The organism is Samsonia erythrinae (assembly GCF_004342665.1).
Taxonomy (GTDB): Bacteria; Pseudomonadota; Gammaproteobacteria; order Enterobacterales; family Enterobacteriaceae; genus Samsonia; species Samsonia erythrinae.
In genome coordinates, this window is sequence record NZ_SMBY01000001.1 from 255,813 (window position 1) to 276,209 (window position 20,397).

The following is a 20,397-nucleotide window of genomic DNA, read 5'->3' on the forward strand; positions in this document are numbered from 1 at the left end:
AACCCCGTTTTACGGGGTTTTTTGCATTCCGGCTTTTGATCGAGCAGGAACTATGGGGATTCGATAGCGGCAACGGGCGGCGGCGTTTGTATTTCCTGAACCTGATACAGACGCACAAAACCCAGATCTTCTGGCGATAAATTACTCAGGCGTAACTCAATGACGGCCTCGGCTTTGGGCAGAAGTGACGGCGAAACGACAAAGGACTGCGTTTGCGTATCGCCGGCTAACGGTTTCCCGCTTACGGGATCGAGTCGTCCCCAATCTAGCCGGGCGCTAAAGGCCGGGAGTCCTTTCTCATCCAGCGTGCGAATGTGCAGCAATGCACTGGTGCCATTTGCTTCCGTCTCTATATTGCGTAATGACGCACTCAGTCTGCCGATACGGCTTTCCAGCTCGGCGCTGGTTTGTGCGGCAGGCAGCAGATAAACGCCGGATGTAGACTGGGCATTAAGCGCATTTTGTTGTTCCAACGCCGTCGCCTGAACGGTCAGCGTTTGTAATTGCTGATTTAACTGACCTATCTGATTCTGCAATTTTGGCATCTGGCGTTGTTCGGCGCACCCTGCAAGCAAAAGCAGCGCTGGCAGGAAGGTGAGTACGCGATAGCGGGCTTTCATCTCTATGGTTCCCCTTTCACTGTCTTATCCATTGATCCGTTTCTCCCTGTTGCTGAGTTTAGCCTCGATTATGCGCAAGTCATAGTTGAGACAGCTTTTTTCATCCGCTTAATGAAAGAGATGCGAAACTCTTCGCAATGTGGATCAGGAGTTTTGGTTAGTCCATTAATTCAGGGTAAACTGTCTTTACGTTATGGATTACCGATCAGGACGCATCATGCATTGCCCGTTTTGTTCCGCTGTTGATACCAAAGTCATTGATTCCCGTCTGGTGGGCGAAGGCTCACAGGTGCGCCGCCGTCGGCAGTGTCTGGTTTGTCATGAACGTTTCACCACATTTGAAGTGGCTGAACTGGTGATGCCGCGCGTCATCAAAAGTAATGAAGTACGCGAGCCTTTTAATGAAGATAAGTTGCGTAGCGGCATGTTGAAGGCGCTGGAAAAAAGGCCGGTCAGTTCTGATGATGTAGAAATGGCGATTACCCAGATTAAATCCGATCTGCGAGCGACCGGGGAACGTGAAGTCACGACCAAAATGGTCGGGAATCTGGTGATGGAAGCCCTGAGAAAACTGGATAAAGTCGCCTATATCCGGTTTGCCTCGGTGTATCGCAGTTTTGAGGATATCCGCGAATTCGGCGAAGAAATTGCGCGTTTGCAGGATTAAACCGTGGCGAACCGGCAGAGAGAAATAGGGGCAAAATGAGCGTTTTTGAGAACGGCGATAATCAGAGCAACGGTCAATCGCCGCAGGATGAATTCTACATGGCGCGAGCGCTGGAACTGGCGCGGCGTGGTCACTTTACGACGGCCCCCAATCCGAATGTCGGTTGTGTGATCGTGCGGGATGCGGAAATTGTGGGGGAAGGCTATCATTTCCGCGCTGGCGAACCGCATGCGGAAGTTCATGCATTGAGAATGGCGGGCGAGCGGGCGCGCGGCGCAACGGCCTACGTCACGTTGGAACCATGCAGCCATCAGGGGCGAACCCCTCCGTGCGCTGATGCTCTGATTGCTGCTGGTGTTTCCCGTGTGGTGGCCGCGATGCAGGATCCTAATCCGCAGGTCGCTGGTCGTGGCTTGCATCGTTTACAGCAAGCCGGCATAGCGGTTAGCCATGGTCTGATGATGGCTGAGGCCGAGAAAGTGAACCGGGGCTTTCTGAAACGTATGCGGACGGGGTTCCCCTTTGTTCAGCTTAAAATGGCGGCATCGTTGGATGGGCGGACGGCGATGGCATCGGGAGAAAGCCAGTGGATTACCTCGTCACAGGCGCGACAGGATGTGCAGCGTTTTCGTGCGCAGAGTGCGGCGATCCTCAGTAGCAGCGCGACGGTGTTAGCTGACGACCCCTCGCTCACGGTGCGCTGGTCTGAACTGGATACCGATACGCAACAGCGCTATGCAGAGGTGGATGTCAGGCAGCCCGTGCGGGTGATCGTGGATAGCCAGCAACGAGTGACGCCACAGCATCGGGTTGTCCATCAACCAGGAGAGACCTGGCTGGCGCGCGTGCAGGCGGATGAGCAAGCATGGCCCCAGGGGGTCGAACAATTGATGCTGCCACGGCATCGTGCAGGGGTTGATTTGGTTGCGCTGATGATGGTGTTGGGGAAGCGACAGATTAACTCCGTCTGGGTTGAAGCGGGGGCAAGTTTAGCGGGAGCGCTGCTGAATGCGGGCGTGGTTGATGAGCTTATCGTTTATCTTGCGCCTAAGTTGCTGGGGGAAAATGCCCGCCCCTTGTGTTTCCTGCCCGGTTTGAATCAGCTGTCTCAGGCGCCGGAATTTGACATCGCAGACGTTTGTCAGGTAGGCCCGGATTTGCGCCTGCGTCTTAGCCCCAAATACTGATGTTCAGGTAAATACGTGGCGCTGGTCCGACAAAACCGGATATGCGCCAACAAAAATTATGATAGAATCCGCCCCCCTGCGGGCGATAAAAACCGGATAAAAAGACCAGATAGAAGGAAAGCTATGAACGTTATCGAAGGTGTTGTTGCGACTCCTGATGCTCGTGTGGCGATTGCGATTGCGCGTTTTAACCATTTTATTAACGACAGCCTGCTGGAAGGTGCGGTGGATGCATTGAAACGCATCGGGCAGGTGAAAGACGAAAACATCACCGTTGTCTGGGTGCCGGGGGCTTACGAGCTGCCGTTGACCGTTCGTGCGCTGACGAAAAGTACGCAAGATGGCGGGTACGATGCCGTGATTGCTCTGGGAACGGTTATCCGTGGTGGAACGGCGCATTTTGAATTTGTGGCCGGAGAATGCAGCTCTGGGCTGTCCTCTGTTGCGATGAGCAGCGAAATTCCTGTGGCTTTCGGCGTGTTGACGACGGAAAGCATTGAACAGGCAATTGAGCGTGCCGGCACAAAAGCGGGGAATAAAGGCGCAGAAGCCGCCCTAACCGCGCTAGAAATGATTAATGTATTGAAAGCGATTAAGTAAGCCTGATTAAGTAAGGGGAATTCTGTGAAACCTGCTGCTCGTCGCCGCGCTCGTGAATGTGCGGTTCAAGCGCTTTATTCTTGGCAGTTATCTAAAAATGATATTGCCGATGTTGAACTACAATTCCTGAGCGAGCAGGATGTTAAAGATGTCGACATTACCTATTTCCGTGAATTGCTGGCGGGCGTTGCCACTCAGGCTGAAAAGCTGGACCAATTGATGGCGCCGTTCTTGTCCCGTCAGCTTGAGGAACTGGGACAGGTTGAAAGAGCGATTCTGCGTTTGGCGATGTTTGAACTAAGCAAGCGTGAAGACGTTCCTTACAAAGTGGCGATAAACGAAGCTATCGAACTGGCGAAAGTCTTTGGCGCGGAAGATAGCCATAAGTTTGTGAATGGCGTGCTGGATAAAGCCGCTCCTAGCGTGCGAAAAGGCAAGAAGTAAATGAATTGAATCAGGGCCGGTTATCCGGCCCTGATCGCTTTTAATGATAGTCTGGCTGGAAAGGTTATGGTTGAGGGTGAGTTTGACCTTATTGCCCGCTATTTTAATCGGGTTCGAAGTTCGCGTCGCGATGTTGAATTAGGCATTGGGGACGACTGTGCGTTACTGACGGTTGCGGATAAACAGGTGCTGGCAGTCAGTGCCGATACGCTGGTCTCTGGCGTGCATTTTTTGCCGGATATCGATCCTGCGGATTTAGGCTACAAATCTCTGGCGGTCAATCTAAGCGATCTGGCCGCGATGGGGGCCGATCCAGCCTGGCTCTCTCTGGCTATGACCTTGCCGGACAACAATAGCCAGTGGTTGTCCGCGTACAGCGACAGCTTGTTTGAATTACTCGATTACTATGGAATGCAGCTGGTGGGGGGGGATACCACGCGTGGTCCGCTGAGCCTGACGCTGACTATCCACGGGTTGGTGCCTGCTGGCCGGGCGCTGACTCGCCGCGGCGCCAGAATCGGCGACTGGGTGTACGTTACCGGATCATTGGGCGATAGCGCCGCCGGTTTGGCGATCCTCCAGAACCGGCTACATCCAGATGATGACGTCGTTCGTCAGGCATTGATTAAGCGCCACCTTCGTCCACAGCCCAGAATTTTGCAGGGGCAGGCGCTGCGCGATCTGGCCAGCTCTGCCATTGATCTTTCCGACGGTCTCATCTCTGACCTGCAACACATACTCAACGCCAGCGAGTGTGGGGCGCGCATTAATCTGGATGCGATTCCTCAATCTCAATGGCTGCGGGACTGCACGGACAAAGAACAGGCGCTGCGCTGGGCGCTCTCCGGCGGCGAAGATTACGAACTGTGCTTTACCGTGCCGGAAATTAACCGTGGCGCGCTGGATCTTGCCTTGGGGCATCTCGGCGCAGATTATACCTGTATCGGGCAGATTGGCCCCGCTTCTGAAGGCCTGCGTTTTTTCCGGGATGATAAAGCCACTGAACTCAACTGGAAGGGATATGACCATTTTAGCGGGCAAAACTGATTCCGCGAACACGTCGAAAGGCTCAGAAGTGGCAAAGCGTCGCCTGCGGTTGCGTAATCCCTGGCATTTGCTGGCGAGCGGGTTTGGTAGCGGTCTGTCGCCCTGGATGCCGGGCACGGTAGGATCGCTGGCGGCGATCCCTCTGTGGTATCTCATGTCGTTCCTGCCGCTCGAACTGTATTCTCTGTTAGTAATGTTGAGTATCTGCATCGGCGTTTATCTGTGTCATCAGACAGCAAAAGATATGGGTGTTCACGATCACGGCAGTATCGTCTGGGACGAATTTGTCGGTATGTGGATTACCCTGATGGCGATCCCGGTGGATGACTGGCAATGGGTGGCTGCGGGATTTGTCGTCTTTCGCTGTCTGGATATCTGGAAGCCTTGGCCGATTCGCTGGTTCGATCGCAACGTGCATGGAGGCATGGGCATCATGATCGATGATATCGTCGCGGGGGTGATTTCGGCGGGGATTATCTATTTTATCGGCCATCACTGGCCGATGTTCTGACTTTCAGTATGTGTAGCCGGGCATCGCACCGGCTATCGCTACGCGTTTATTCCATCCACTCTACGATCCTGCGCTCAATACCTGCGGCATCCAGCCCCAGATCGGCGCGAATTTCCTCCTGCGAGCCTTGCGGAATGAAGATGTCCGGGAGTCCGAGGTTCAATACCGAAACGGCGAAGCGTTTCGCGAGCAGGAATTCATTTACACCGCTGCCTGCACCTCCCATGATGGCGTTTTCTTCCAGCGTCACCAGCGTGTCATGGGACTGAGCCAACTCTTCCAGCAGTGTTTCGTCCAGCGGTTTTACAAAACGCATATCGACGAGCGTCGCGTTCAACTTTTCTGCCGTAATTTTCGCTTCCGCCAGTAGCGTACCGAAGTTCAGAATGGCGATTTTCTCGCCCTGACGACAGACCACGCCTTTACCTATAGGGAGTTCTTCGAGCGCGCCCAGCTCTGTTCCTGTGCCAGCGCCGCGCGGATAACGTACCGCAGCCGGGCCTTTCTGATAGTGATATCCGGTGTGCAGCATCAGGCGGCACTCATTCTCATCGCTGGGCGTCATGATCACCATGTTTGGGATGCAGCGCAAAAAAGAGAGATCGAACGCGCCCTGGTGAGTTTGCCCGTCTGCGCCGACGATACCGCCCCGGTCAATCGCGAACAGAACCGGTAAATTCTGAATCGCCACGTCGTGAATAACCTGATCATAGGCGCGTTGCAGAAACGTGGAATAAATAGCCACGACGGGATGATAACCACCGACAGCCAGACCGGCGGCAAACGTTACCGCGTGCTGTTCGGCAATCGCTACGTCGAAATATTGCTGTGGATAGTCGCGAGAGAACTGCACCATGCCGGAACCTTCACGCATCGCGGGCGTAATGGCCATCAGTTTGCTGTCTTTAGCAGCGGTTTCCTGAAGCCATTGCCCGAAGATCCTGGAGTAAGTCGGCAATGCGCCGTCTTTACTTTTCGGCAGCGTGCCGCTGGCCGGATCGAATTTTGGTACGGCGTGCCAACTGATCGGATCCTGCTCGGCTGGCGCGTAGCCTTTGCCTTTTTTCGTCATGATATGCAGGAGCTGTGGGCCTTTCAGGTTACGCATGTTTTTCAGCGTATGGACCAACGCCTGAACGTCATGACCGTCAACCGGGCCGATATAGTTGAAACCCAGTTCTTCAAAGAGCGTCCCCGGCACGACCATGCCTTTAAGGTGTTCTTCGGTGCGTTTTACCAATTCTTTGATTGGAGGCAGACCGGATAATACTTTTTTACCGCCTTCACGCAGGCTGGCGTAAAGTTTGCCGGACAAGAGCTGTGCTAAATGGTTATTCAATGCCCCGACGTTTTCCGAAATCGACATTTCATTGTCGTTCAGCACAACCAGAAAATCGGATTTGATGTCGCCCGCGTGGTTCATCGCTTCAAAAGCCATACCTGCGGTAATCGCACCGTCGCCGATGACGCAAACGGTACGGCGGCCTTTACCTTCCCGTTCGGCGGCAACGGCCATACCCAGACTGGCGCTGATAGACGTGGATGAATGCCCGACGCTTAACACGTCGTATTCACTCTCATCTCGCCATGGAAATGGATGCAAACCGCCTTTTTGACGGATCGTGGAAATACGATCGCGACGGCCCGTCAGGATCTTGTGCGGGTAGGCCTGATGACCGACGTCCCAGACCAGATGATCGAAAGGCGTGTTATAGACGTAATGCAGTGCGACTGTCAGCTCAACCGTCCCTAATCCTGAGGCAAAATGGCCGCTTGAACGGCTGACGCTGTCCAACAGATATTGGCGTAATTCATCGCACAGCTTCGGCAGGCTCTCTTTCGGCAGCAGTCGAAGCTCATCCGGTGTTTCCACTAACGCTAGTGTCGGGTACTTTACGGTATCAAAACTCATTAGAGACTCATTAAATAATTACTTATCGCGTTCAACGATGAAATTCGCCAGCGCTTGTAGTGGAGCAATATTCAGAGAGATCGAACTGGATGCGGCGAGATCGTCCAGCGAAGCCAGTGATTCCTGATAGAGTTCCTGTGCTTTTTGTCGTGCATTGTTAAGCCCCAGTAAACCAGGGTAAGTGCTTTTGCCGAGTTGCTGGTCTGCACCCTGACGCTTGCCTGTTGTCGCGCTATCGCCGACAACATCTAAAATATCGTCTTGAACCTGAAAAGCGAGACCAATGGCGTTAGCGTAGCGATCCAGATAAGGCAACGCGGCACGCCCCGGTTCTCCGGCCGCCAGTGCGCCGAGCCGAACGGCGGCGCGGATCAACGCGCCGGTTTTATGGCGGTGGATTTTCTCTAATGTCGTTAAATCCACCTGATGGCCTTCCGCCTCCAGATCGAAAGCCTGACCGCCGCACATTCCCGCTACGCCGCTGGCCTGAGCCAGCTCAGAGAGCATCGCCAGCCGATCGCGCTCGGCTACCTGAGGCATCGGGGCGTCGGCTAAAATGGAAAATGCCAGTGTTTGCAGCGCATCGCCCGCCAGAATGGCATTCGCTTCGCCAAATTTAATATGACAAGTTGGTTGCCCGCGGCGCAAATCGTCGTCGTCCATGGCAGGCAGATCGTCATGAATCAGCGAGTAGGCATGAATACATTCTACCGCGGCTGCGGGGGCATCCAGACTGTCCAGCGGCATGCCAAACAGTTCTCCGGTAGTATAAACCAGAAACGGACGCAGGCGTTTGCCTCCTAAGAGTGAGCCATACTCCATCGCATTGACCAGTGGACTACTCTGAAAGGGGAGGCTGGCGATAAAATCGCCCAGTACACGGTTGGTGCGTTGGTAATGCGCATTCAATTGCGCGCTGAAATCTGTCATAGCGCGTCGTTGTCCGGCGTGAACGGTGACAGCGGGGCATCGGGATCGTCGCTGAGCAGGATTTGTACACGCTGTTCGGCCTGTTGCAATTTTTGCTGCCCCTGACGGGCGAGCTGAATGCCGTGCTCAAACTCATTTAGCGCATCGTCCAGCGGCAGTTCGCCTGATTCAAGGCGGGTAACGATTTTTTCCAGTTCGTTCAGCGAGCTCTCAAAGCTGACTGGCTGCTCGGTCTTCTTGGGCATAGTGGTTTCAGAATCCTGATTTTATACGCTGTTGGCTTAAGGCGGCAAAGCGCGGTGTTGCGTTCGGGCATCCGATGATGGTGCGACAATTATACGGTTAAAGCGCACAGTATAGCCTCATATAATGATATACTCCGCGCCCTGGATGCTATTGGTAAAATCATCACTGTCCGCGCTGGTTTTACCGATAACGTGATTTTAGCGCTCAGGGTAAATTTATTTACGCCTTTCTGACCAAGTAACGACAGCCACCATGAAGTTTATCATTAAATTGTTCCCGGAAATCACCATCAAGAGCCAATCTGTGCGGTTGCGCTTTATTAAGATTCTGACCGGTAACATTCGCAACGTACTCAAACACTATGATGAAACGCTGGCGGTTGTCCGTCATTGGGATCATATCGAAGTTCGAGCCAAAGACGAAAGTCAGCGTGGTGCGATTCGTGATGCACTGACGAGAATTCCCGGTATCCACCATATTCTGGACGTTGAAGATCGCCCGTATACCGATATGCACGACATTTTCGAGCAGACACTGGCGCTGTATCGCGAACAGCTGGAAGGCAAAACCTTTTGCGTGCGGGTAAAACGCCGCGGTAAGCATGAATTCAGCTCGCAGGATGTTGAGCGTTATGTCGGCGGCGGTTTGAACCAGCATATTGAGAGCGCGCGCGTGAATCTCACCACGCCGCAGATGACGGTGCATCTGGAAATCGAGCAGGATCGGTTGCTGTTGATTAAAGCGCGCGTTGAGGGCATCGGCGGTTACCCGATTGGTTCGCAGGAAGATGTGTTATCACTGATTTCAGGTGGGTTCGATTCTGGCGTATCCAGCTATATGCTGATGCGTCGCGGGTGTCGCGTGCATTACTGTTTCTTTAATCTGGGCGGCGCGGCGCATGAGATTGGCGTGAAGCAGGTCGCACACTATCTTTGGAACCGTTTCGGCAGCTCGCACCGGGTGCGTTTTGTCGCTATTGATTTCGAGCCGGTGGTGGGTGAAATCCTGGAAAAAATCGATGATGGTCAGATGGGGGTTGTGCTAAAGCGTATGATGGTGCGTGCGGCCTCCAAAGTCGCTGAGCGTTATGGTGTTCAGGCATTGGTGACCGGCGAAGCGTTAGGGCAGGTGTCCAGCCAGACCCTGACTAACCTGCGCCTGATCGATAATGCGTCCGATACGCTCATTTTGCGTCCGCTGATTTCTCATGATAAAGAGCATATCATCAGGCAGGCGCGTGAGATTGGTACGGAAGATTTCGCCAAGACGATGCCGGAGTACTGTGGGGTGATCTCCAAAAGCCCTACCGTGAAGGCGGTGAAAGCAAAGATTGAAGCTGAAGAAGCGCATTTTGATTTCGCTATTCTGGATCGCGTGGTGAGCGAAGCCCGTAATATCGACATCCGTGAGATTGCAGAACAGACGAAGCAAGAGGTGGTTGAAGTCGAGACGGTAGTGGCGTTTGCGCCCACCGATGTGCTGCTGGATATTCGTGCGCCAGATGAGCAAGAAGATAAGCCGCTTAAGCTGGAACAGGTGGAAATTAAAGCCTTACCGTTCTACAAGTTGGGTACGCAGTTTGGCGATCTGGATCAGAGCAAAACCTACCTGCTTTACTGTGAACGCGGTGTGATGAGCCGTTTACAGGCGCTCTATCTGCGCGAACAGGGATTCAGCAATGTGAAGGTATATCGGCCTTAACAACTAAAGGCGCGTATGCGCCTTTTTCCGCAAGGTTAGTCACGATAGTTATAAATGCCCGGCGGCAGGATAAGCTGGGCTGCGACTTCGGCCGCTTTTTCTTTACCCATCAGTAATTCAATAATCTTTAACGCAAAATCCATGCTGGTTCCGGGACCTTGCGTGGTTAACAGATTCACGCGTGGGTCGTAGACGACGCGTTTCTCCATCCATTTCTCTGGCGCAATGCTCTCTTTGAAAGTTGGATACCCTGTCATGTTTCCTACCGGAAAAAGTTGATGATATTCAAGCACCAGTGCCGGTGTCGCGCACATCGCGGCGACAATTTTCCCTTCCTGATGCGCTTGCCGGATGCACTCCACCAGTATCGGGCTATCGCGGAAACATTCCGCCCCTTGTCGTCCTCCGGGCAACACCAGCACATCAAAAGGTCGATCGGCGACGGTGGCCAACGGCGCATCGGCCAGAAGCCTGACGCCGCGTGAGCAGACGATTTCGAGGTTGCCGTCGCTGGCGACACTGGCGAGCGTCACCTTAATCCCGGCCCGGACGAGCAGGTCGATGGTGGTGACGGCTTCGGTCTCTTCACTACCAGGGGCCAGACACACCAGTGCCAATGCGGTCATAATCCTTTTCCTTTTGCTTAATATAGTCAAACAGACGGGCATTTTCCGGCAGCGTCAGGCCATGGAGGCGCGCACGGCGCAGTAAATACCCGGTAATGTAGTCGATTTCGGTATGGCGCTGAGCGATGACATCCTGCAACATGGATGAGGTGTTGGCGGCCGTATTCTGAATAATCTGGTTAACGTAGCTCAGCAGGCTGTCCCGTGACGTATGGAAGCCTTCCCGTTCCATGACTTCAGCCACTTCCCGACAAAGTCGCATAATCTTCTCCGGGTACAGGGCAAGCTCGCCGTTTGTGCAGCGATATTTCACCGTGAGTGGATTGATGATGCAGTTAGCGGCCAGTTTCAGCCAACAGACCGCGCTGATATTGGTATGCCAGGCAACGTCAGGCAAGGCCTGATGTAACCCCTCGGCCAGATGGCTTTGGCTGTCATCTCCGTTAAACGTGCCGATATGCGTTGTGCCAGCGGCCACATGCACGACATTCATGGCGTCACGCCGCGCGGCATGTGTGGTAATACCATGAATCAGCGGCTGTTTCAGCGTCGGCAGTTCTTCCCGTATTCCCATTCCGTTATGTAACAACAAAATTGCGCAGTGAGGATTCAACTGTGGCAGCAGCGTGGTAACGGCATTGGAAACCTGCCAGGCTTTTAGTGTGACCAGCAGCAATTCACTCTGGGCAAGGTGGTCAGGATCGTTTGTCGTCAGGTTGAGATGACAGTGTTGGCCGTCCAGCATGGTGACATTAACCGAACAATACGGTTGGGGAATGCGTAGCCATCCCTGTACATCATGCCCTTGCTGATGTAACGCCGCGAGCCATAGTTGACCCAGTGCGCCACAGCCAAGAACGGTGATCTTCATGTGCGTCTCCCTTGTTGATGCCTGTCTTGTTGTCCCCGTGCAGAGGCTGTTATCCATGGCGCGATCTTGCGTGTTGGGGTCGCACGGTGGAAACGTTGGCATCGTGTCTGGTAACTTGCTTATCGCACGAGAGTGGTTATCATGCTCGCCAGACAAATTGTCAGGAGAGGGAATTATGCCATCTTTCGATATTGTTTCGGAAATTGATATGCAGGAAGTCCGTAATGCGGTGGATAACGCCACGCGTGAACTGAGCACCCGCTGGGATTTTCGCAATGTACCGGCCAGCTTTGAACTGAATGAGAAATCGCAAAGTGTTAAAGTCACCAGCGAGTCTGATTTTCAGGTGCAGCAATTGATTGATATCCTGCGTGAAAAGCTGCTCAAGCGCGGGATTGAAGGCGGTGCGTTAGAGGTCCCGGAAGAAATAGAACACAGCGGTAAGACGTATAGCGTAGAGGCGAAACTAAAGCAGGGAATTGAAACCTCGCTAGCGAAGAAAATCGTCAAACTGATTAAAGACAGTAAACTGAAAGTGCAAGCGCAGATTCAGGGCGAACAGGTTCGCGTCACCGGGAAATCACGCGATGATTTACAAGGCGTGATGGCGCTGATCCGGGGCGGCAATCTGGGACAACCGTTCCAGTTTACTAACTTCCGTGATTGATTGGCGCGCGCCTCCGATTAACGCTCAGGCCAGCGAATACTGGCCTGAGGTCGCTGGCGCAGGCCGTGACTCCCGTTTTCATTCGATAAATCGGTTGTTATTGCCCTGAGACCCGTGGCACCGGTTGTTAGGCCAATCCCGCCAACTGTTCTACCTGCTGTCGGTTCGTTTTCTTGTTATCGATCTTTACATAAGCGCTGTATTCATCTGGCACGATCACGACGTCTACGACGCCCGGTTGGGTACGTATTTTATGTTCCAGATCAGTATCGCGTAGTGCAAAATCAGACAGTGCGATCCTCAGGCTACTGAGATAAGGCGGTTCCTGCATCGTAAGGCTGATTAATAGCCAAACGGCGGCAATGGCCGCACCGGCCATAAACACGACAGCGGCGCCGTAAAGCTCAAATAATCCCCCGCCGAGGCTCCCGCCAATCGCCACGCCGATAAATTGCGTCGTGGAGTAAACGCCCATGGCGGTACCTTTGTATCCCGCCGGCGATTCTTTGCTAATCAGCGACGGTAACAGCGCTTCCATCACGTTGAAAGCTAAAAAGAAAAACTGTACGCCGAGGATAATCTGCCAGAGATGACCGCCTGCTGACCACAAGATCACCTCTGCGGCAATCAATACCGTGATGCAGCCGATGAAGACCCGTTTCATCCGCCGTTTCACTTCAGCATAAATAATGAAGGGAACGACGCCGGCAAAGGAGATCAACATGGTGACCAGATAGACTTTCCAATGCTCCTGCGGCGCTAATCCGGCGGATTCCATGACACGGGGCAGGGCGACGAAGCTCGACATCAGTAAGATATGCAGGCACATGATACCGATATTCAGCTTCAGCAGGCGGCTATTGCCGAGCACTTTGCGAAAACTGCCGCGCACCATCGCGGATTCCCGGTTCAGGATATGCACCGGAGCGGCGGGGATCAGGAACAGCGTGATCGCAATACCGGTGAGGGACAAAACGGTAATGCCCCAGAAGAGCGCCTGTAATCCGAAAGCATGGGTAACGATAGGGCCAATGACCATGGCGATAGCGAAAGTGATGCCGAAACTAACGCCAATAAATGCCATCGCCTTGGTGCGATTTTGCTCGCGGGTCAGGTCGGAAAGCAGCGCCATGACGGCGGCGGATATGGCGCCGGCCCCCTGCAATGCCCGGCCGAGAATAATGCCCCAGATGGTATCGCTCAATGCCGCGATAATGCTACCGAGCGCAAAAATCAGCAATCCTCCAACGATGAGCGGTTTCCTGCCAACGCGATCGGAAATTAGTCCGAAGGGAATTTGAAAGATTGCCTGCATCAGGCCGTAAATGCCGATCGCGATACCGATCAGCGTTTCACTTGCGCCTTGTAAGGCCATGCCATAGGTCGTCAGAACGGGCAGCACCATAAACATGCCAAGCATACGCAGTGAAAAAACGGTCCCCAGCCCCCATGTGGCGCGTAACTCGCCCGGGGTCATTTTGTTATCGTTCATTCGTACCTCTGAAAATAAATTGACGCTATTTTAGAGCGTTCTTTTGCAGTCCGTAAACGACAGGTTTGTTACGTTGTGGCGCAGGGGGAGGAAAGGATAAAAAAAACAGGTGGACAAGCCACCTGTTTTCGCAAAGGGCAGTGCTTGCGATCAACGCACGTAAGTCAGCAGGACGTCGTGCGCAGGCGCGATGGAATCAACGGACATCATGACGCTTAGCGAGGTAATCGCGACGATGGAGAATACAAACAGTTTTCTCGCCCATATACGGTCATCAATCGCATTTTTATAACCTGACAGCGCCATTCCCAGCCACCACACGCTTACCGCGGCGGCGACGACCAGATACTTGTAGCCCGCATAACCGCCGAGAGAGAGCATCAGCGTCGCTACCGCAAAGGCTATGATATATAGCGTGATGTGGTTTTTCGCAACGGAGATCCCCTTCACGACAGGCAATACCGGAATGTTGGCCGCCTGGTAGTCTTTGAAACGGAAAATGGCAATCGCATAAGAGTGAGGCATCTGCCACAGGCTAAAAATCAGCAGCAGAATCAACGCGCCGGCGTCGAACTGGTTGCTGACGGCGCAGTAGCCGATAACCGGTGGCGCCGCGCCGGACAGGCTGCCAATCAGCGTGCCATAAACAGAATGGCGCTTCATGTACAGACTATACACACCGACATAGACGACGAAGCCCATCACCGCCAGCCACATGGCCAGCGGGTTAGCCGCGATGTACAGCAGAGCAAAGCCCGCAATACCTAGTAGCGATGCGTAAACCAGCGTTACCTTCACCGAAATCAGTCCCTTTACCAGAACCCGATTTTTCGTTCTCTCCATTTTCTTGTCGATGTCGCGGTCAATGACATTGTTAAATACGCAGCCAGAGGCAACGACCAACGACACACCCATGAGGGTGGCGAGAAACAAGGGATAATCGATGCTGCCTTGGGCAGCAAGGAGAAATCCACCGATAACAGAAATTAGATTACCGAAAATAATTCCTGGTTTCGTCACTTGCAGGTATTGCTTAATCATCTTTTACAGCTCAGTTACTGGATCATCATGTTGTGGTGCGCGCTCATCATAATCCAGATGGAGCCCACGACGACAATGGCGATAATCAGGATGGCAAACACAAGAGCCACCACGTTCCAGCGCTCTTCCGAGGACGTATTCAGATGCAGGAAATACACCAGATGCACCAAAATTTGCACCACAGCACATCCCACCACCGTGAAAAGAATGGCGTTATGTGAGGCGGAACCGTCCATGACCATACCGAAAGGAATGACCGTCAGAATGACAGACAGGACAAAACCAATCACATATGACTTAACGCTACCGTGGCTGGCGCCTGCATGATCGGTTGTTGAATGACTCATTACATCGCCCCCAGCAGATAAACAACGGTGAAGACACAAATCCAGACGACATCGAGGAAGTGCCAGAACAGGCTCAGGCACATCAGACGCGTTTTGTTGACCGCCGTCAGGCCGCGGGATGACACCTGAATCATCATGATAACCAGCCAGATCAGACCGCCCGTTACGTGGATTCCGTGGGTGCCGACCAGAGCAAAGAAGGCGGAGAGGAACGCACTGCGATCCGGGCCGTAGCCTTCCACTATCAGGTGATGGAATTCATAGATTTCCATCACGATGAACACCAGACCGAGCAGGAACGTCAGTGCAAGCCAGGCGTTCACCTGAGACTTATTGCCCTTGTTCATGGCGATCATCGCCATACCGTAAGTAATACTACTGAACAGTAACGCGAAGGTTTCAACCAGCACGAAGGACAAATCGAAGATGTCCTTCCCGCTTGGACCGCCAGCGGTACCGTTAACCAGTACCGCAAAGGTTGCGAACAGCGAGCCGAAAATGATGAGGTCGCTCATCAGGTAGACCCAGAAGCCGAATACCTTGGTGGCTCCTGCGTCGTGGTGCCCATGCTCGGCATGGGCAATATTGTGGTTAGTCAGAGTTTCAGTTGACATGTTTCACGCCTGCCTTACTGAGTTGATCAAAATTCTGATTCTCAATTTGCTCAATTTCCTTAACCGGTACGTAGTAATCCACGTCCTGATTAAAGCTGTGCACAATCCAGGTCACAATCATGCCGGCGAAACCGATGATTGCCATCCACCAGATGTGCCAGATCATGGCAAAACCAAACACCAAACTGAATGCGGAGATAACCACACCGGCGCCGGTATTTTTCGGCATGTGGATCTCTTCGTAGCTGGCAGGGCGCTTGTAAGCTTCGCCTTTCTCTTTTGCTTCCCAGAAGGCGTCACGTTCGTTGACGTGCGGCACGGTGGCAAAATTGTAGAACGGCGCAGGGGAAGACGTAGACCACTCCAGCGTACGCGCATCCCACGGGTCACCTGTCAGATCGCGATTCTGATGGCGGTCACGGATACTGACGTAGAACTGGACCACCTGACACAGAACACCAATACCGATCAGTACCGCACCGATAGAGGCCACAACCAATAGCGGGTGGAATTCCGGGTTGATCTGCTGGCTCAGGCGACGCGTCATCCCCATGAAGCCCAGTACGTAGAGCGGCATGAAGGCAACGAAGAAGCCGATGATCCAGAACCAGAATGCGCGTTTACCCCAGGTTTCGTTCAGCGTGAAGCCAAAGGCTTTCGGGAACCAATAGGTAATCCCCGCGAAACAACCGAATACCACGCCGCCGATAATCACGTTATGGAAGTGGGCAATCAGGAACAGGCTGTTGTGCAGAACAAAGTTGGCGCCCGGCACGGCCAGCAGCACCCCGGTCATCCCCCCGATACTAAAGGTGATGATGAAACCGGTCGTCCACAGCATGGCGGAGTGAGACTGGATTCGGCCCTGATACATGGTAAACAGCCAGTTGAAAATTTTAACCCCGGTCGGGATTGAAATAATCATGGTGGCGATACCAAAGAAGGCGTTGACGTTCGCGCCGGACCCCATGGTAAAGAAGTGGTGCAGCCATACGATGAACGACAGAACCGTAATCGCAATGGTCGCCCACACCAACGAGGTGTAACCAAACAGGCGTTTTTTACAGAAGGTCGCAACCACTTCGGAATAAATACCGAATACCGGCAGCACCAAAATGTAAACCTCAGGATGACCCCATGCCCAGATCAGGTTGATGTACATCATCATGTTGCCGCCCATATCGTTGGTAAAGAAATGGGTACCGAGGTAACGGTCGAGCGTCAGCAACGCAATGGTCACGGTCAGGATCGGGAATGCGGCAATAATCAGGACGTTGGTGCACAGCGCGGTCCAGGTAAAAACCGGCATTTTCATCAGCGTCATGCCAGGAGCACGCATCTTCAGAATGGTCGCGAAGAAGTTAACCCCCGTCAGCGTGGTGCCCAGACCGGATATCTGTAAGCTCCATATCCAGTAATCGACCCCGACGCCGGGACTGTACTCCTTACCGGAAAGCGGCGGATAGGCAACCCATCCGGTCTGTGCGAATTCACCGACCCCAAGGGAGATGTTAATCAGAATGACGCCGACCACGAACAACCAGAAACTGAGGGAGTTCAGGAAAGGGAAGGCAACGTCACGCGCGCCGATCTGTAACGGAACGGCAAGGTTCATCAACCCAACGACAAACGGTGTCGCCACAAAAAAGATCATGATCACGCCGTGCGCGGTGAAAATCTGATCGTAGTGGTGAGCGTTGAGGAACCCTTCATGCCCGGCAGAGGCGAGCACCTGTTGGCCACGCATCATGATGGCATCGGCAAAACCGCGTAGCATCATCACCAGACCGACGATGATGTACATGATACCGATTTTCTTGTGGTCGACGGAGGTGAACCACTCGGCCCACAGCCATTTCCATTTACCGAAATAGGTTATTGCCGCCAGCAGTGCCAGGCCGCCAACGATGATCCCCGCCACGGTGACCATAATGATGGGTTCGTGGTACGGAACCGCATCAAGTGTAAGTTTTCCGAACATCGTATTATCCCTCGGCTCCTTTGTGCGAACTGTGCTCGCCCATGTTCATACCCTCACCGTGCTGCATGTTTTCATCGTGCTTCATGCCTTCACCATGATGTTGCATGTTCATGTCGTTGCCTATGAATTTGCGAATAATGTTATTAAACAAATCCGGCTGGACACTGGAGAAGTATTCGACAGGGTGGAATTCACTCGGTTTAGCCAGCGCATTGAATTCATCCGTGGTGTTGAGTGTCTTGGAAGACGCACGGACTTTGGCAACCCATTGGTCAAATTCCTGCTGAGTTGGCGTGGCGATCGCGGTGAACTTCATGCCCGAGAAGCCTTTACCACTGTAACCGCCGGAAATACCGTCATATTTACCCGGTTCATTAGCGATCAGGTGGAGCTTCGTCTGCATTCCGGCCATGGCATAAATTTGTCCGCCAAGACGAGGAATGAAGAAGGAGTTCATCACGGAGTCGGATGTGATCTTGAACGCTACTGGCACATTCGCCGGAAACGCGAGTTCGTTAACGGTGGCAATACCCAGATCCGGATAGACAAACAGCCATTTCCAGTCAAGCGAAACCACTTCGACATTGATAGGTTTGACGTCTGACTCCAACGGCTTGTAAGGATCAAGCGAATGGGTCGTCTTCCAGGTAATCGTGCCAAGAATGACGATAATGATGATTGGTACAGTCCAGACTACCGCTTCTATCTTATTGGAATGTGACCAATTCGGGGTATATTTTGCCTTTTCGTTTGAAGCTCGAAACTTCCAGGCAAAAGCTATCGTCATAATGATGACGGGCAGCACAACGATCAACATCAGCCCGATGGCTGTCAGTATTAGCGATCGTTGCTCTAACCCGACGTCTCCTTTGGGGTTCATCAGCGCCATATCGCAACCACTCAGCAAAGCCGTGGCTGCAAATAAAGACAGCATCCCAAAAATTTTATTGTATTTCCTGAGTCTCATGTAGCGACCTCAATAACAAGGGCTCTATTGTCATTTCACGCGAGCGGGCATTTTACGGGAAGGTTACTGCACTGTAAACATGATTAAGGTTATGTCAGCCTGTTGTTGCTGTTTTTTGCCCTTAATGTCACAAAGGTAGAGAGGGTGAAAAAATAATTTTTAAAAACAGCAAATTAAACGCATACCTCCATAAGAGTATGGATGGATAATAAGAAATTACAACTCATCACGGCGCTTATTTTCGATTGATTTCGCTTTTCTATCGATCGGGCGTTTTTTATGACAAATGAAATTAGTTTGTAAAAAACTTTCCCGTACAGAAATAAACTTTTTTTAGGAAAGAAAAGTGTGAGAAAAATAATTAAATAAAGGAAGAAAACAATAGATTCAGGCCACGCCCACTGCGCTGGCCTGAACTCTCGTCAGGAGCCGGATAGCCGGGAAATACGCCTGAGTGAAAGATAGTCCAACAGGCTACCAAGGACAAGCCCTGACAGCGCGAGCGCACAGCCTGCGGCAAGCAGGTATTCGGCCAATTGCGGTAGTGCGGACCACCCCAACGTATTGGTGATGAGCAAGAGAAGCCATATCCCCAGTAGCGCCGTCCCCAGGCCCAGCAGATGCAGCGCTTTCCGGTAATGGTGGGGAAAATTCGTACGCGGCTGGAATGCGTCTGTTCGCTGAGTGAACTCCAGCGTTTCACGGCAAATCAACAGGATCGCCAGACCCGGCAAAGCGGCCACAATAGAAAACAGGTAAAACCACGCCCAACCGTAGGACTCGACAAACCAACCCGCAATGGGGCCGACGTAAACCCGACCGACGGCGGAAAGGGCGGAAAGCAGGGCGAATTGTGTCGCCGAGAAGGATTTATTACACAGCGTCATCAGCAGTGCGACAAACGCTGCGGTCCCCATGCCGCCGCACAGATTTTCCAGAAAAACGGCGCTGGCCATCGTGACCATATTTTTAGCCGTTATCGCCAGCAGCCAGTAACCTGCGTTGGACACGGCCTGAAGAATACCAAACAGTATCAACGCCTTGAACAAGGAGAGACGCTGCATCAGTAGCCCGCCGTAAATCGCGCCGACGATAGTGGCGAAGAGCCCCAGCGTTTTATTAACCATCCCCACATCGCCCGCGTTAAAGCCAACGCCGCGAATGAGGAATGTCGTCGTCAGGCTGATCGCAAAGGCATCACCGAGTTTATATAAAACGATGAGCAAAAGAATCAGCCAGGCGTTGTTGCGTGAGAAAAAATCGCGCAGAGGAGCGGCAATCGCCTGCTCCATGCTGCGAGGTGCGGGTTGACTATTCAACGGTTCAGGCGCCAGCAGCGTCGCGCAGACGCCGATCAGCATAAGCCCCGCCATTAGCCAGTAGGTGGCTTGCCAGCCGAGGTAGCGGTCCGCAATCCATAACGCCAGCCCGCCCGAAACCAACATGGCCAGACGGTAACCTAATACGGAGGTCGCCGCCCCCGTGCCGCGCTCTTCGGGAGGAAGCAGGTCCGTCTTATAGGCGTCAAAGACGATATCCTGAGAGGCAGAGCAAAAAGCGACCAGCACCGCCAGCGCGGCCAGCCACCAGAGATCGCGCGCCGGATTCATAAACCCCATACCGATGATGGCGGCAATGAGCAGGAGTTGGCTGAGCACCAGCCAGCCGCGGCGACGCCCCAGAAAAGGCGGGGTATAGCGATCCATCAGCGGGGACCACAGAAACTTGAATACGTAAGCCTGCCCCACCAGAGAGAAAAAGCCGATGGTTTTCAGATCGACATTCTCGACGGTCATCCAGGCTTGCAGCGTGCCGGATGTCAATGCCAGCGGTAAACCGGAAGCAAAGCCTAATAGCAGCAGAAAAAGTGAATTACGCTGGCTAAATAAAGTTATAACGCGACTAAGCATAGGAAGTCCTTTCCCT

General features: G+C 53.0%; 21 protein-coding genes. 8 read left to right on the forward strand and 13 right to left on the reverse strand.

The genetic code is table 11. The features are described 5' to 3' along the window. Positions 1-50: 50 nt before the first annotated feature. On the reverse strand, positions 51-620 hold the full coding sequence (locus EDC54_RS01100) for a SadB/YajI family lipoprotein (RefSeq protein ID WP_132452410.1): 570 nt from the start codon (positions 618-620) through the stop codon (positions 51-53). Positions 621-837: 217 nt separating this feature from the next. On the opposite strand from EDC54_RS01100, the gene nrdR reads away from it, so the two are divergent. The 6 genes from nrdR (at position 838) to pgpA (ending at position 5,076) form a co-directional block, all read left to right on the forward strand. Further along, entirely contained in the window at positions 838-1,287 is a 450-nt protein-coding gene (nrdR, locus tag EDC54_RS01105; RefSeq protein WP_132452412.1) for a transcriptional regulator NrdR, read from the forward strand. Positions 1,288-1,322: 35 nt separating this feature from the next. After that, positions 1,323-2,474, forward strand: a complete 1,152-nt coding sequence (gene ribD / locus EDC54_RS01110; protein WP_132452414.1) for a bifunctional diaminohydroxyphosphoribosylaminopyrimidine deaminase/5-amino-6-(5-phosphoribosylamino)uracil reductase RibD — start codon at positions 1,323-1,325, stop codon at positions 2,472-2,474. Between the two features lie 123 nt (positions 2,475-2,597). Next, positions 2,598-3,074, forward strand: coding sequence for a 6,7-dimethyl-8-ribityllumazine synthase (gene ribH, locus EDC54_RS01115; protein ID WP_132452416.1), 477 nt, complete (start codon positions 2,598-2,600; stop codon positions 3,072-3,074). Positions 3,075-3,098: 24 nt separating this feature from the next. Then, positions 3,099-3,518 carry a transcription antitermination factor NusB gene (nusB, locus tag EDC54_RS01120; protein WP_132452418.1) on the forward strand — a complete coding sequence of 140 codons (420 nt, stop codon included), beginning with the start codon at positions 3,099-3,101 and terminating at the stop codon, positions 3,516-3,518. Between the two features lie 66 nt (positions 3,519-3,584). Continuing rightward, positions 3,585-4,565: a thiamine-phosphate kinase gene (gene thiL / locus EDC54_RS01125; protein WP_132452420.1), complete on the forward strand. Its 981-nt coding sequence runs from the start codon at positions 3,585-3,587 to the stop codon at positions 4,563-4,565. Continuing rightward, a complete protein-coding gene (gene pgpA / locus EDC54_RS01130; RefSeq protein ID WP_132452422.1) occupies positions 4,540-5,076 on the forward strand; it encodes a phosphatidylglycerophosphatase A in 537 nt (178 codons plus the stop codon). The genes thiL and pgpA overlap by 26 nt, the downstream gene beginning before the upstream one ends. A gap of 46 nt (positions 5,077-5,122) precedes the next feature. Here pgpA and dxs read toward each other — a convergent pair whose 3' ends face one another. The 3 genes from dxs to xseB are packed head-to-tail and all read right to left on the reverse strand — an operon-like array spanning position 5,123 to position 8,163. After that, the gene (gene dxs / locus EDC54_RS01135) at positions 5,123-6,988 is read right to left on the reverse strand and encodes a 1-deoxy-D-xylulose-5-phosphate synthase (RefSeq protein WP_132452424.1); all 1,866 of its coding nucleotides are present in this window, start codon (positions 6,986-6,988) and stop codon (positions 5,123-5,125) included. Positions 6,989-7,006: 18 nt separating this feature from the next. Continuing rightward, complete coding sequence (gene ispA, locus EDC54_RS01140; RefSeq protein WP_132452426.1) at positions 7,007-7,918, reverse strand: (2E,6E)-farnesyl diphosphate synthase; 912 nt, start codon at positions 7,916-7,918, stop codon at positions 7,007-7,009. Beyond that, a complete protein-coding gene (xseB, locus tag EDC54_RS01145) occupies positions 7,915-8,163 on the reverse strand; it encodes an exodeoxyribonuclease VII small subunit (protein WP_012773714.1) in 249 nt (82 codons plus the stop codon). Before xseB ends, ispA begins: the two co-directional genes overlap by 4 nt. A 253-nt stretch (positions 8,164-8,416) precedes the next feature. On the opposite strand from xseB, the gene thiI reads away from it, so the two are divergent. Further along, entirely contained in the window at positions 8,417-9,865 is a 1,449-nt protein-coding gene (gene thiI / locus EDC54_RS01150; RefSeq protein WP_132452428.1) for a tRNA uracil 4-sulfurtransferase ThiI, read from the forward strand. Positions 9,866-9,900: 35 nt separating this feature from the next. Here the strand turns inward: thiI and yajL are convergent, their stop codons facing one another. After that, positions 9,901-10,491: a protein deglycase YajL gene (gene yajL, locus EDC54_RS01155; RefSeq protein ID WP_132452430.1), complete on the reverse strand. Its 591-nt coding sequence runs from the start codon at positions 10,489-10,491 to the stop codon at positions 9,901-9,903. Next, entirely contained in the window at positions 10,454-11,362 is a 909-nt protein-coding gene (gene panE / locus EDC54_RS01160; protein ID WP_132452432.1) for a 2-dehydropantoate 2-reductase, read from the reverse strand. Before panE ends, yajL begins: the two co-directional genes overlap by 38 nt. A gap of 175 nt (positions 11,363-11,537) precedes the next feature. Between panE and EDC54_RS01165 the strand changes: the two genes are divergently transcribed. Then, positions 11,538-12,029 (forward strand): YajQ family cyclic di-GMP-binding protein, encoded by a 492-nt coding sequence (locus EDC54_RS01165; RefSeq protein ID WP_132452434.1) that lies wholly within the window; start codon positions 11,538-11,540, stop codon positions 12,027-12,029. Positions 12,030-12,156: 127 nt separating this feature from the next. Here EDC54_RS01165 and EDC54_RS01170 read toward each other — a convergent pair whose 3' ends face one another. From EDC54_RS01170 to ampG, 7 genes are all read right to left on the reverse strand, one after another. Next, on the reverse strand, positions 12,157-13,521 hold the full coding sequence (locus tag EDC54_RS01170; protein ID WP_132452436.1) for an MFS transporter: 1,365 nt from the start codon (positions 13,519-13,521) through the stop codon (positions 12,157-12,159). Positions 13,522-13,671: 150 nt separating this feature from the next. Continuing rightward, positions 13,672-14,562, reverse strand: coding sequence for a heme o synthase (gene cyoE / locus EDC54_RS01175; RefSeq protein ID WP_132452438.1), 891 nt, complete (start codon positions 14,560-14,562; stop codon positions 13,672-13,674). A 14-nt stretch (positions 14,563-14,576) separates the two neighbouring features. Next, a complete protein-coding gene (locus tag EDC54_RS01180) occupies positions 14,577-14,909 on the reverse strand; it encodes a cytochrome o ubiquinol oxidase subunit IV (RefSeq protein WP_132452440.1) in 333 nt (110 codons plus the stop codon). Next, positions 14,909-15,523: a cytochrome o ubiquinol oxidase subunit III gene (locus EDC54_RS01185; protein ID WP_132452442.1), complete on the reverse strand. Its 615-nt coding sequence runs from the start codon at positions 15,521-15,523 to the stop codon at positions 14,909-14,911. Before EDC54_RS01185 ends, EDC54_RS01180 begins: the two co-directional genes overlap by 1 nt. Next, complete coding sequence (cyoB, locus tag EDC54_RS01190) at positions 15,513-17,504, reverse strand: cytochrome o ubiquinol oxidase subunit I (protein WP_132452444.1); 1,992 nt, start codon at positions 17,502-17,504, stop codon at positions 15,513-15,515. Before cyoB ends, EDC54_RS01185 begins: the two co-directional genes overlap by 11 nt. Positions 17,505-17,508: 4 nt before the next feature. Then, positions 17,509-18,471 carry a cytochrome o ubiquinol oxidase subunit II gene (gene cyoA / locus EDC54_RS01195; protein ID WP_132452446.1) on the reverse strand — a complete coding sequence of 321 codons (963 nt, stop codon included), beginning with the start codon at positions 18,469-18,471 and terminating at the stop codon, positions 17,509-17,511. Between the two features lie 422 nt (positions 18,472-18,893). After that, positions 18,894-20,381, reverse strand: a complete 1,488-nt coding sequence (ampG, locus tag EDC54_RS01200) for a muropeptide MFS transporter AmpG (RefSeq protein ID WP_132452448.1) — start codon at positions 20,379-20,381, stop codon at positions 18,894-18,896. Between the last annotated feature and the right edge of the window lie 16 nt (positions 20,382-20,397).